The organism is Brachybacterium vulturis (assembly GCF_043641765.1).
Taxonomy (GTDB): domain Bacteria; phylum Actinomycetota; class Actinomycetes; order Actinomycetales; family Dermabacteraceae; genus Brachybacterium; species Brachybacterium vulturis_A.
In genome coordinates this window covers 1-12,859 of record NZ_JBHZRO010000018.1, presented here as the reverse complement: position 1 = coordinate 12,859, position 12,859 = coordinate 1, and the positions used below count along the sequence as shown (strand labels likewise).

Below are 12,859 nucleotides of genomic sequence, written 5' to 3'. Positions count from 1 at the left end.
GTGCTGGGCGGAGTGGCGGTGCCGCCGCGGCCTGCTCAGAAGGGATTCGGCGTCAGCGTGTACTTCGACTGCAGGTATTCGTGGATGCCCTCCGCACCGCCCTCACGGCCCAGGCCCGACATCTTCCAGCCGCCGAACGGGGCTGCGGCGTTGGAGACCACGCCCACGTTCAGGCCCAGCATCCCGGTCTCCAGCAGCTCGATCATGCGCTGCCCGCGGGCCAGGTCCTGCGTGAAGACGTAGGAGACCAGCCCGAACTCGGTGCCGTTGGCCAGGCGCACCGCCTCCTCCTCGGTGTCGAAGGGGACGATCGCGAGCACCGGACCGAAGATCTCCTCGCGCAGCAGCGCGCTGCCCTCGCGGACGTCCGCGAGCACCGTGGCCTCGAAGAAGGTGCCGGGCCCGGCGACCTCCTTCCCACCGGTGGTGAGCGTCGCCCCCCGCTCGAGGGCGTCGGAGACCAGCGTGTCCGCCTTGTGCACCGCGTCCTCGTCGATCAGCGGGCCGATGGTCACGCCCTCCTCGGTGCCGCGGCCCATGCCGAAGCCCTGGACGCGCTCGGTGACCCGCCGGGCGAACTCGTCGGCCACCGAGCGGTGCACGATGAAGCGGTTCGCGGCGGTGCAGGCCTGGCCGATGTTGCGGAACTTCGCGAGCATCGCGCCCTCGACCGCGGCGTCCAGGTCCGCGTCCTCGAAGATCACGAAGGGGGCGTTGCCGCCCAGCTCCATCGAGGTGCGCAGCACGCCCGGTGCCGCCTGGGCCAGCAGCTTCTGCCCCACCTCGGTGGAGCCGGTGAAGGAGAGCTTGCGCAGCCGCGGATCGGCGAGGATGGGCTCGGAGACGGCACGGGAGGAGCGGGAGGTGACCACGTTGACCACGCCCGCGGGCAGCCCCTCCTCCTCCAGCAGCTTCACGAACGCGAGGGTGGTCAGCGGGGTCAGCTGCGCCGGCTTGATGACCACCGTGCAGCCGGCCGCGAGGGCCGGGGCGATCTTGCGGGTCGCCATCGCCAGCGGGAAGTTCCACGGGGTGATCAGGAAGCAGGGCCCCACCGGATGCTGGCTGACGATCGTGCGCCCGGTGCCCTCCGGGTTCGCGCCGTAGCGGCCCTGGACCCGCACCGCCTCCTCGCTGAACCAGCGCAGGAACTCGGCGCCGTACTTCACCTCGCCGCGGGACTCGGCCAGGGGCTTGCCCATCTCCAGCGTCATCAGCAGCGCGAACTCCTCCGCGCGCTCGGTGAGCAGGTCGAAGGCCCGCCGCAGCAGCTCGCCACGCTCCCGCGCCGGGGTGCGGGCCCAGGCGGGGAAGGCCTCCGCGGTCGCGTCCATCGCGGCTTGGGCGTCGGCGCGCGAGGCGGAGGCGATGGTGCGGATCACGGCGCCGGTGGAGGGATCGCGGACCTCGAGGGTCTCGCCGCCCTCCGCGGCGCGCCAGCGCCCGCCGATGAACAGCTCCTGGGGGACAGCGGCCAGCAGCTCGTGCTCGTGGTTCTCGGTCATGGCTCTCCTGGTGACATCGTCGGCGGTCTCGGTGGATGGGGGGTCAGGACGCCGCAGCCGCGGCGTCGGCCGGCAGCAGGTGCCCTCGGAAGAACTCTGCCAGCCCTGCGGTGTCGGTCAAGGGGAAGATCCCGGCGACGTACTGGTCGGGGCGCACCACCACCACGGCACCGTCCCGCGAGATGCCGCGGGTGGCGAAGATGTCCACGGGATCGAAGAGCTCCGGGTCCCGGCGATCGGTGGCGTAGACCCGCTCGTAGTCGGTGAGCTGGAACGGGCCGCTGCGCGAGCGGAAGATCTCCGGGGCGTCGGGGAACTCGACGTCGTGGTGTCCCTGCTGATAGATCACCTTGATGTCGAACAGCGCATCGAGGTCGGCGCCCGCCGGCGTGTGCGCGGCGACCGGCGCATCGGGCGCGTCCAGCATCCACTGCGCCCAGCGGCGCAGCGGGGAGTCGGCGGCCGACGGGGCGGCGGCGTCGGCGAAGGCGTACAGGCGCCAGCGGCCGTCGGCCCGCGCATGGTGCCCGAGGTGGACGGGATTGGCGTCGCTGACGCGCACCACCCGTTCGGACTTGAACCGCTTCCCGATCGGGTACCCGGTGGCGAGCTCCTGCCCGATCCCCTCGCGGGTGATCATCGAATCGGTGTACTCGGTCATGAAGCCGGCCGGGAACTCGCTGGTGCGCACGTAGTACTCCGCGACCTCGTCCGGGGAGCCGAGCTCCTCGGGCTTCTTCGCCATCAGCGAGGACCATTCCCGGTCGAAGTCGATGAGATCCCCGGCGACCACCTGGCGCTCGGCGGAGTAGGTGTCCAGCAGCGAGGCGGGGCTGCGTCCGCTGAGCACCTGCCCCAGCTTCCAGGCCAGGTTGAAGCCGTCCTGCATGGACACGTTCATGCCCTGCCCGGCCTTGGCGGAGTGGGTGTGGCAGGCATCGCCCGCGATGAACACCCGCGGGGCGCGGGTGCCGCGGTCCGCCGGGAGCACGTCGTCGAAGCGGTCGGTGAGGCGGTGGCCCACCTCGTAGATGCTGCTCCAGGCCACGTGCCGCACCTCGATCGTGAAGGGGTGGAGGATCTCGTTGGCCTTCGCGACCACGGTCTCCAGCGGGGTGCGGCGCACCTGGCCGTCGTCGTCCTCCGCGACCGTGCCGAGATCGACGTACAGCCGGATCAGATAGCCGCCCTCCCGGGGGATCAGCAGGATGCTGCCGCCGTCGTGGGACTGGATCGCGCACTTGGTGCGGATGTCGGGGAAGTCCGTGTCGTACAGGATGTCCATGACGCCCCAGGCGTGCAGCGCCTTGTCGCCTTTCATGGTGCAGCCCAGCGCCTTGCGCACCCGCGAGTGGGCGCCGTCGCAGCCGTAGACGTACTTCGCGCGCACGGTTCTTTCGGCGCCCTCGTCCGGTCCTGCCGTGCGGCGCAGGGTCACCGCGACCGGGTGCTCGGCGCCCTCGGTGACGGTGAGCTCGCCGGTGAACTCCCAGCCGTAGTCGGGTTCGATGCGGGCCGGGCCGCGCTGCGCGGCCTCGAGGTAGTAGTCCAGCACCCGTGCCTGGTTGACGATCAGGTGCGGGAACTCGCTGACGCCGCGGACGTCGTCATCGGTGCGGGAGGTGCGCACGATGTTCTGCGGGTTCTCCGGGTCCGGGGCCCAGAAGTTCATCTCGGTGATCCGATAGGCCTCGGCGGTGATCCGCTCGGCGAAGCCGAAGGCCTGGAAGGTCTCCACCGAGCGGGCCTGGATGCCGTCGGCCTGGCCGAGCTCGAGCCGGCCCGGCCGACGCTCGATGAGGCGGGTGTGGACGTCGGGGTACTGGGAGAGCTGCGCGGCGGCGATCACGCCGGCGGGGCCGGAGCCGACGATCAGCACGTCCATGGTGTCGGGGAGCTCATCGGGGCGGTCCGTCCCGGTGCCGGCGGCCGCGGCGATCCGCGGCTCGGTCGAGAGGTACCCGTGGTGGTGGAACTGCATCGTTCTGCCTTTCCTGGAGCTGGAGAGTGACGTGGAGGGGGAGCGGTGCCGGCACGACCCGGATAGGTCGTATACGACATCGGATGGTCGGGCGGTGCCGGGGGTCTCGTCGGCGCCGTCGCCGGGCAGGGTCAGTCGAGCGCCGGGACCGCGGTGGAGGTGCCGCGGAGCGGGTTGACCCGCTGCTCGGCCTCGTGCTCGGGGCCCAGCGGGATCCCGCTGCGGTCCCGCAGCACCAGGGTGGCCGCCAGGCCGACGACCACCATGCCCAGCAGGTAGAGGGTCACGGATTCGGTCGAGCCGGTCGCGGAGACCAGCGCCGCCGCGATGGTGGGGGCGAAGGCGCCGCCGATGATCGAGCCGATGGCGTAGGAGATCGAGACCCCGGAGAAGCGCACCGAGGCCGGGAACAGCTCCGTGTACAGCGCCGCCTGCGGCCCGTAGGTGAAGCCCAGCCCGATGCTCAAGAAGGCCAGTGCCAGGAAGAGGGCGCCCAGGGATGCCTGGTTGACCAGCGGGAACAGAGCCAGCACCCCGATGCCGAGCAGCACCCAGCCCAGGATGTACGTGGTGCGGCGGCCCAGCCGGTCGCAGACCGCCCCGGCGGCGAGGGTCGAGAACAGCCAGCACACGGCCGAGGCGGTGACGATCCACAGCACCGGACCGGCCTGCAGGGCGATCGGGCCCTCGGGGTCGGTGGTGTACCGCTGGATGAAGCCGCCGGTGGTCATGTAGCCCACCGCATTGTTGCCGGCGAACACCAGGGCGGCGACGAGCACCACCAGTCCGTACTTCTGGAACAGCACGACGACGGGGATCTTCGTCTCCTGCTTGCGTTCGGCGATCTCGGTGAAGACCGGGCTCTCCTCGACGTTGCGGCGCACGTAGTAGCCCACCACGATCAGCACCACCGAGAGCAGGAAGGGCACCCGCCAGCCCCAGGCCAGGAAGGCCTCTCCCGGGGCGATCTGGGTCATCAGGGCCATCACGCCGGAGGCGGCCAGCAGCCCCAGCGGCACCCCGATCTGGGGTGCGGAGCCCATGATGCCGCGCTTGGCGACGGGGGCGTGCTCGACGGAGAGCAGGGCGGCTCCGCCCCACTCGCCGCCGGCGGAGATGCCCTGGACGCAGCGGAGGATCACCAGGATGATGGGGGCCGCGATGCCGATCGAGTCGTAGGTGGGCAGCAGGCCGATCAGCGCGGTGCCCGCGCCCATCATGATCAGGGTGATCATCAGGACCGTCTTGCGCCCGATCCTGTCGCCGTAGTGGCCCGCGAGGAAGGCCCCCAGCGGGCGGAACAGGAAGCTCACGCCCACGGTCGCGAAGCCGAGGATCACCGAGTTCGCGCCGAGGCCGGAGAAGAAGAGCTCGCCGAAGACGATGCCCACGGCGGAGGCGTAGATGAAGTAGTCGTACCACTCGACCGTGGTGCCGATGACGGTCGCCATGGTGACGCGGCGCCGCTCGGCGGCAGTGGTGCGCTCGGTCGGTGATGCGCCGGTGTGCCCGGCGGAGGGGACGCCGGGTGGGCGGGAGTCGGTGCTCTGCATTGCTGTTCTCCAGGAACCTCAGACGACGGTGTCTTGTGCGGTGCGCTTCGCGGGAGTCCGGGGGTTTCGGGTGCTGGGGGAGCGGCGGGACTCCCCGGGACTCTTGCCGCGATGAGAAGCATCGTATACGCTTTCAAATATTCCGCAAGAGCAATGTCGCCAGCGAGGAGCATGATGACCCACCCTCTCGAGCCCGCCGATCATCGGTTCGCCGCCCTGCCGGAGCATCCCGGGAAGATCATCGCGGTGCACCTGGCCTACGCCTCGCGCGCCGCTCAGCGCGGCCGCCGTCCCGCCGCCCCCTCCTACTTCCTCAAGCCCGGCAGCTCCGTGGCCGGCACCGGCGGCACTCTCGAGCGCCCGGCCGGCACCGAGCTGCTCGCCTTCGAGGGCGAGATCGCGCTGGTGATCGGCACCCCCGCCCGCCACGTGAGCATCACACAGGCCTGGGACCACGTGGGCTGGGTGACCGCCGCCAACGACTTCGGGGTCTACGACCTGCGCAGCAACGACAAGGGCTCGAACCTGCGCAACAAGGGCGTGGACGGCTTCACCCCGCTCGGGCCGGAGCTGCTGGATGCCCGCACGATCGACCCCGCGGCCCTGCGCGTGCGCACCTGGGTCGACGGCGAGCTCGTGCAGGAGGACACCACGAGCGCCCTGCTCTTCCCGCTGGCGCAGTTCGTCGCCGACCTCTCCCAGCACCTCACCCTCGAGCGGGGCGACGTGATCCTCACCGGCACCCCGGCCGGCTCCTCCGTCGTCGGCCCCGGCGCCGTGGTGGAGGTCGAGGTCGACGCCCCCACTGCGCCCGGCGCCCCCACCTCGGGCCGCCTGCGCACCACGATCGCGCAGAGCCAGGTGCCCTTCGATCCGGCGCTCGGCTCGCTGCCCGCGGTCGACGACACCCAGCGGGAGGAGGCCTGGGGCTCCCGCGAGGCCGCCGGTCTGCCCCCGGTCGCCGGGGAGGCCGATGCCACCGCCGCCGGCGGTCCCGAGCGCTTCGTGCTCAGCCCCGCCCAGCGGGAGAAGCTGGAGGCGGCCCCGGTCGCCGGGCTCAGCGCCGCCCTGCGCAAGCGCGGTCTGCACCACTGCCTCCTGGACGGGCTCCGCCCGATGCATCCCGAGCGCAAGCTCATCGGCACCGCGAGGACCCTCCGCTTCGTCCCCGCCCGCGAGGACCTCTTCACCGCCCACGGCGGCGGGTTCAACACCCAGAAGCAGGTCTTCGACAGCGTCGGCGAGGGCGAGGTCATCGTCATCGAGGCCCGCGGCGACTCCGGCGCCGGCACCCTCGGCGACATCCTCGCGCTGCGCGCCCTGCACCGGGGCGCCGCCGGGGTCGTCACCGACGGTGCCATCCGCGATTTCGAGGCGGTCGCCGAGATCGGCCTGACCGCCTTCTCCGCCGGGGCCCACCCCTCGGTGCTGGGCCGCAAGCACGTCCCCTGGGACAGCGACGTCGCCGTCGCCTGCGGCGGTGCGACCGTGCTGCCGGGGGACGTGATCGTCGGCGACTCCGACGGCCTGGTCGTCATCCCCCCGGCCGTGCTCGACGAGATCGTCGAGACGACCCTCGAGAACGAGGAGCGCGATGCGTGGATCGCCGCGCGCATCGCCGAGGGCGAGGCCATCGAGGGGCTGTTCCCGATGAACGAGGCCTGGAAGGCGCGGTACGCGGCATGGCGACGCGAGCGCTGAGCGAGCGGCCCGCCGCCCCGGCGGTGAGCAAATCGCAGCAGGCCTACGACTGGCTGCGGGAGCGGATCCTGCGCCAGGAGTTCACCTCGGGCTACCGCCTGGTGCTCGCCGCGATCGGGAAGGAGCTCGGCATGAGCGTGGTCCCGGTCCGTGAGGCGGTGCGCCGGCTCGAGGCCGAGGGCCTGGTGGTGTTCGAGCGCAACATCGGCGCCCGCGTCGGCATGATCGACCGCACCGGCTACGAGGAGGCGATGGACGCCCTGGCCGTCCTCGAATCCGCCGCGATCAGCCGCGCCGCCGCCCATCTCGACGCCGCGACCCTGCGCCGCGCCCGCGAGGTCAACGAGGTGATGCGCGGCAGCCTGGAGCACTTCGACGCGCACATGTTCACCGCGCTGAACCAGCAGTTCCACGCCCTGCTCTACAGGGCCTGCCCCAACCAGCACCTGGTGGACCTCACCGAGGCCGAATGGTCCCGCCTCGGCCACCTGCGCGACTCCACCTTCACCTTCATCCCCGACCGGGCCCCGGAGTCCGTCCGCGAGCACGAGCACATCCTCGACCTCATCGAGGCCGGGGCGACGCCGGACGGCGTCGAGCACGCCTGCCGCATGCACCGGGGTCGCACCCTGTCCGCCTACCTCGACCTGGGGGAGCACGATTCCCCGACGCCCTCGTCGGCGCCCTGACCCCGTCGGCCGGCGTGACGCCGTCGGCCGCGACCCCGCCGCCCGCCGTGACCCCCACCCCGACCCAGAGACCACCCACCGCGCAAGGAGCATCATGGCCATCCCCGCCGCCACCAAGCCCGCGAACCTGCCCTCGAGGATCCAGCACTTCATCGGCGGTGCGCACGTCGACTCCCTCGACGGCGACACCTTCGACGTGCTCGACCCCGTCTCCAACCAGCCCTATCTGAAAGCGGCCTCCGGCAAGGTCGCCGACATCGACGCCGCCGTCGCCGCCGCGAAGGACGCCTTCGAGAACGGTCCCTGGCCGCATCTGCTGCCCCGCGAGCGCTCGCGGATCCTGCACCGGATCGCCGACGTCGTCGAGTCCCGCGGCGAGGAGCTCGCCGCGATGGAGTGCTTCGACACCGGGCTGCCGATCACCCAGGCTCTCGGCCAGGCCCGCCGCGCCGCCGAGAACTTCCGCTTCTTCGCGGACCTGATCGTGGCCCAGCACGACGACGCCTTCAAGGTCCCCGGCCGGCAGGCCAACTACGTCAACCGCAAGCCGATCGGCGTCGCGGGCCTGATCACGCCCTGGAACACCCCGTTCATGCTGGAATCCTGGAAGCTGGCGCCCGCGCTCGCCACCGGCAACACCCTGGTGCTCAAGCCCGCGGAGTTCACGCCGCTGTCGGCCTCGCTGTGGCCCGGCATCTTCGAGGAGGCCGGGGTCCCGGCGGGCGTGGTCAACATCGTCCACGGCTACGGCGAGGAGGGCTTCGCCGGCGACTCGCTGGTCAAGCATCCCGACGTCCCGCTGATCTCCTTCACCGGCGAGTCCGGCACCGGGAAGCTCATCTTCGCCAACGCCGCCCCGCACCTCAAGGGCCTCTCGATGGAGCTGGGCGGGAAGTCCCCGGCCGTGGTCTTCGCCGATGCGGACCTCGAGACCGCGATCGACGCGACCGTCTTCGGGGTCTTCTCCCTGAACGGGGAGCGCTGCACCGCCGGCTCGCGGATCCTGGTCGAGCGCAGCATCTACGACGAGTTCGTCGAGCGCTATTCCGCCCAGGCCGATCGCGTGAGAGTGGGCCTGCCCGAGGACCCGGCCACCGAGGTGGGCGCGATCGTGCACCCCGAGCACTACGAGAAGGTCATGAGCTACGTGGAGATCGGGAAGCAGGAGGCGCGCCTGACCGCCGGCGGCCGCCGCCCCGAGGAGTTCCCCGAGGGCAACTTCGTGCGACCCACCGTCTTCGCCGACGTCGCCCCGGACGCCCGCATCTTCCAGGAGGAGATCTTCGGCCCGGTGGTGGCGATCACCCCCTTCGACACCGATGAGGAGGCGCTCGAGCTGGCCAACGACACCACGTACGGGCTCGCCGCCTACATCTGGACCAACGACCTGAGGCGCGCCCACAACTTCTCCCAGGGCGTCGAGGCCGGGATGGTCTGGCTGAACTCCAACAACGTGCGTGACCTGCGCACCCCCTTCGGCGGCGTGAAGGCCTCCGGGCTGGGCCACGAGGGCGGCTACCGCTCGATCGACTTCTACACCGACCAGCAGGCCGTGCACATCAACCTCGGCGAGGTCCACAACCCCGTCTTCGGCAAGGCCGACTGACCTCGCACCGCCCCACCCGTTTCTGAGAGGCAAGGACGCCACCATGACCACCCCGTCGACCCCCACCGCCACCGACCGGATCCCCACCCCGAAGTCCCCGCCGCCGGACATCCTGCGCTGCGCCTACATGGAGCTCGTGGTCACCGACCTGGCCGTCTCCCGTGATTTCTACGTGGACGTGCTGGGCCTGGTGGTCACCGAGGAGGACGAGAACACCGTCTACCTGCGCAGCTTCGAGGAGTTCATCCACCACAACCTGGTGCTGCGCCAGGGGGAGGTGGCCGCGGTCGCCGCGTTCTCCTACCGGGTCCGCTCGCCGCAGGAGCTGGACGTCGCCGTCGCCTTCTACGAGGAGCTGGGCTGCCGCGTCGAGCGCCGTACGGAGGGCTTCACCACGGGCATCGGTGACTCGGTGCGGGTCCAGGACCCGCTGGGCTTCCCCTACGAGTTCTTCTTTGACGCCCGGCACGTGGAGCGCCTGGCCTGGCGCTATGACCTGCAGGGTCCCGGGGCGCTGGTGCGCCTGGACCACTTCAACCAGGTCACTCCCGACGTGCCGAAGGCGGTCGCGTTCATGGAGGACCTCGGATTCCGGGTCACCGAGGACATCCAGGACCAGGCCGGCACCACCTACGCCGCCTGGATGCGGCGCAAGCCCACCGTGCACGACACCGCCATGACCGGCGGCGACGGCCCGCGGATGCACCACGTCGCCTTCGCCACCCACGAGAAGCACAACATCCTCGCGATCTGCGACAAGCTCGGCGCGCTGCGCCGCAGCGACCACATCGAGCGCGGCCCCGGCCGTCACGGCGTCTCCAACGCCTTCTACCTCTACCTGCGCGACCCCGACGGCCACCGGGTGGAGATCTACACCCAGGACTACTACACCGGCGACCCCGACAACCCCGTCGTCACCTGGGACGTCCACGACAACCAGCGCCGCGACTGGTGGGGCAACCCGGTGGTCCCCTCCTGGTACACCGACGCCTCGCTGGTCCTGGACCTCGACGGGAACCCGCAGCCCGTCCTCGAGCGCACCGATGCCTCGGAGATGGCCCAGACCATCGGCGCCGACGGCTTCTCCTATACCCGCGAGGGCGAGGCGGAGACGGAGCTGCCCGCATGGAAGCAGGGCGAGTACAAGCTGGGCCACCAGCTCTGAGAGGCTGAGGACATGACGCTGACGGAGACCACCCTGGACGCCCTGGCGGACGAGCTCGCCGAGGCCGGACGCACCCGCACCCTGATCCCGCGGATCACCGCCCGCCACCCCGAGGCCACGATCGAGGACTCCTACGCGATCCAGGGCCGCTGGCGGGACCGCGAGCTCGCCCGCGGCCGGCGCCTGGTGGGCCGCAAGATCGGCCTGACCTCGAAGGCGATGCAGGCCGCCACCGGCATCACCGAACCGGACTACGGGGTCATGTTCGACGACACCGTGGTGGACACCGGGGCGGTGCTCGAGTTCGACCGCTTCACCAATGTGCGCATCGAGGTCGAGCTCGCCTTCGTGCTCTCGGCGCCGCTGGAGGGCCCGGGCTGCACGCTCTTCGACGTGCTGCGGGCGACGGAGTACGTCACCCCGGCCCTCGAGGTGCTCGACGCGCACGTCGAGCTCGAGGGCCGCACCATCGTGGACACCATCGCCGACAACGCCGCCTACGGAGCGATGGTGCTGGGCGGGAGGCCGGTGCGGCCGCACGATACGGACCTGCGCTGGGCCGCCGCGCTGCTGCACCGCAACGAGACCATCGAGGAGACCGGGGTCGCCGCCGGGGTGCTCGGCCACCCGGGCCGCGGCGTCGCCTGGCTCGCGAACAAGCTCGCCCAGCACGGCGAGCGGCTCGAAGCCGGGGAGATCATCCTCTCCGGCTCCTTCACCCGCCCGGTGTGGATCGAGCGCGGGGACACCGTCCTGGCCGACTACGGAGAACTGGGGAGCATCTCATGCCGCTTCAGCTGAAGCAGACCTTCCGCGAGGACCTCGCGCAGCAGCGCGAGGCGGGGGAGCAGCGCGGGACGGGAGCGCAGCCCGGGGCCGCGCAGGCCCGCCCGCTGGCCGGGATGTGGCTGTGCAGCGGCAGCCCGGTGGCCGCCGAGATCGCCGCCGGCTCCGGCCTGGACTGGCTGCTGCTGGACATGGAGCACTCCCCGGTCACCCTGAGCGCGCTGCTCGCCCAGCTGCAGGCGATCGCCGCCTACCCGATCACTCCGATGGTGCGGATCCCCGTCGGGGACACGGTCATCATCAAGCAGGTGCTCGACCTCGGCGCCCAGAACCTGCTGGTGCCGATGGTCTCCACCGCCGAGCAGGCACAGGAGATGGTCGAGGCCGTGCACTACCCGCCGCGGGGACGCCGCGGCGTGGGCTCGGCCCTGTCCCGCTCGGCCCGCTGGAACCGGGTGGAGGGCTACCTGGGCGATGCCGCCCAGCACGGGGCCCTGTTCGTGCAGATCGAATCCGCCGAGGCGGTCGAGAACATCGAGGAGATCCTCGCGGTCGACGGGATCGACGGCATCTTCGTGGGCCCCTCCGACCTGTCCGCCTCGATGGGGCTGCTCGGCCAGCAGTCCCACCCCGAGGTGGTCGCCGCCGTGCGCCGCTGCGTCGTGGCTGCTCGATCCGCAGGCGTTCCCGTGGGCGTCAACGCCTTCGACCCCGCCGTCGCCCGCGGCTACGCCCGGGACGGTGTCGACTTCCTGCTGGTCGGCGCCGACGTCTCGCTGCTCGCGCGCGGCTCGGAAGCGCTCGCGGCCCAGTGGGTGCCGACGGGGCAGGACGAGTCCGGGCGGCCCTCGTACTGAGGCGCTGCTGAGGTGCGGGAGCTCGTGGACTCCCCCGGACCCTGCGGGGCTCTCCCTGCGGGGCTCTCCCTGCGCCGTGAGGGCAGCAGGACGCCGACGAAGCGCTCGGCGATGACCGATGAGGTCCGATTCCCGAGCTCGCGGGGCCCGACCTCGCAGGCGTGCTGGACGCTCCCGAGGGCAGCGCCCGCGGATGGGGTGTGCTGGTGCACGGGGTCGCCCTGGGCACGGATTGGCCGGCAGCGTTCCGGATCGCGCGGAGCGGCGGCGGAAGGCATCGGCATGCCCCGCGTCGACGGCCTCGGCCTCCGCCTCGGCCTCGGCGGCTCCGAGGGGGAGAGGGGTGACGGGTCCTTCACGGTGACGGTGGACGATACGGTGCGTGCGGCGGAGTTCCTCGCCGAGCGCGGCGCTCCTCCGACCCGCCTCATCGGCCACTCCTGGGGCGGGGCCGCGGCCATCGTCGCCGCTCAGCGGATCCTGAGCGGCAAGGCCGTGGTGAGCATCGGTGCCCCGGCGGAGCCGGCCGAGGTCGAGCGCCATGACGACTCCGTGGCGGACCGGGTGATGGAGGAGGGGACCGCGACCTGGCTGGTCGGTGGGCGCGAGAAGACGCGGAGACGGGACGTCGTCCAGGACGTGGGCGACGCCGAGCTGATCGCCCGAGCACGCACGCTGGAGCGGCCGCTGCTGGTCATGCACTCCCCGACCGATGCCACGGTCAGCATCGACACTGCGAGGGAGATCTTCCGCGCCGCTGCGCACTTCGCAGCCTCATCGCCCTCTCGTCTTCGGGCCGGGCGTCTCGCCCTCTCGTCTCCCGGCCGCGATCAGTGCATTGTGGATAACCATTATCTGGGGAGGAAAGAACGTTCCCGGGGCCCGCGGTGGGGGTTTCCGCATGGCAACGCGCAGTTGCCCACAATCACGGCGATCACTGTTATCCACAATCGTCGTGATCTCTGTCGAGTGTCGGGGTGTCTCGATAGAATCGGGGGTGTTGGACGGGCAGAGGA

The 12,859-nt window shown here is 71.4% G+C and carries 10 protein-coding genes; 7 read left to right on the top strand and 3 right to left on the bottom strand.

Annotation, left to right across the window (positions count from 1 at the left end; genetic code table 11):
* Nucleotides 1-35: 35 nt before the first annotated feature.
* The 3 genes from ACHUEU_RS13410 to ACHUEU_RS13400 all read right to left on the bottom strand — a co-directional run bounded on the left by ACHUEU_RS13410 (nucleotide 36) and on the right by ACHUEU_RS13400 (nucleotide 5,039).
* Nucleotides 36-1,505, bottom strand: a complete 1,470-nt coding sequence (locus ACHUEU_RS13410; RefSeq protein ID WP_394216633.1) for an NAD-dependent succinate-semialdehyde dehydrogenase — start codon at nucleotides 1,503-1,505, stop codon at nucleotides 36-38.
* Nucleotides 1,506-1,548: 43 nt separating this feature from the next.
* Nucleotides 1,549-3,486: an FAD-binding monooxygenase gene (locus ACHUEU_RS13405; protein ID WP_394216632.1), complete on the bottom strand. Its 1,938-nt coding sequence runs from the start codon at nucleotides 3,484-3,486 to the stop codon at nucleotides 1,549-1,551.
* Nucleotides 3,487-3,617: 131 nt separating this feature from the next.
* Entirely contained in the window at nucleotides 3,618-5,039 is a 1,422-nt protein-coding gene (locus tag ACHUEU_RS13400; RefSeq protein ID WP_394216631.1) for an MFS transporter, read from the bottom strand.
* A 171-nt stretch (nucleotides 5,040-5,210) separates the two neighbouring features.
* Between ACHUEU_RS13400 and ACHUEU_RS13395 the strand changes: the two genes are divergently transcribed.
* The 7 genes from ACHUEU_RS13395 to ACHUEU_RS13365 all read left to right on the top strand — a co-directional run.
* Nucleotides 5,211-6,740: a fumarylacetoacetate hydrolase family protein gene (locus ACHUEU_RS13395; RefSeq protein WP_394216630.1), complete on the top strand. Its 1,530-nt coding sequence runs from the start codon at nucleotides 5,211-5,213 to the stop codon at nucleotides 6,738-6,740.
* A complete protein-coding gene (locus ACHUEU_RS13390; protein WP_394216629.1) occupies nucleotides 6,722-7,429 on the top strand; it encodes a GntR family transcriptional regulator in 708 nt (235 codons plus the stop codon). The genes ACHUEU_RS13395 and ACHUEU_RS13390 overlap by 19 nt, the downstream gene beginning before the upstream one ends.
* Before the next feature lie 94 nt (nucleotides 7,430-7,523).
* Nucleotides 7,524-9,035, top strand: coding sequence for a 5-carboxymethyl-2-hydroxymuconate semialdehyde dehydrogenase (gene hpaE / locus ACHUEU_RS13385; RefSeq protein WP_394216628.1), 1,512 nt, complete (start codon nucleotides 7,524-7,526; stop codon nucleotides 9,033-9,035).
* Between the two features lie 43 nt (nucleotides 9,036-9,078).
* A complete protein-coding gene (gene hpaD, locus ACHUEU_RS13380; protein WP_394216627.1) occupies nucleotides 9,079-10,200 on the top strand; it encodes a 3,4-dihydroxyphenylacetate 2,3-dioxygenase in 1,122 nt (373 codons plus the stop codon).
* 12 nt (nucleotides 10,201-10,212) lie between these two features.
* A complete protein-coding gene (gene hpaH / locus ACHUEU_RS13375) occupies nucleotides 10,213-11,001 on the top strand; it encodes a 2-oxo-hept-4-ene-1,7-dioate hydratase (RefSeq protein ID WP_394216626.1) in 789 nt (262 codons plus the stop codon).
* Complete coding sequence (locus tag ACHUEU_RS13370) at nucleotides 10,986-11,843, top strand: HpcH/HpaI aldolase family protein (protein ID WP_394216625.1); 858 nt, start codon at nucleotides 10,986-10,988, stop codon at nucleotides 11,841-11,843. Before hpaH ends, ACHUEU_RS13370 begins: the two co-directional genes overlap by 16 nt.
* Before the next feature lie 282 nt (nucleotides 11,844-12,125).
* On the top strand, nucleotides 12,126-12,859 hold a 734-nt coding region (locus tag ACHUEU_RS13365; protein WP_394216624.1), incomplete at its 3' end, for an alpha/beta hydrolase family protein.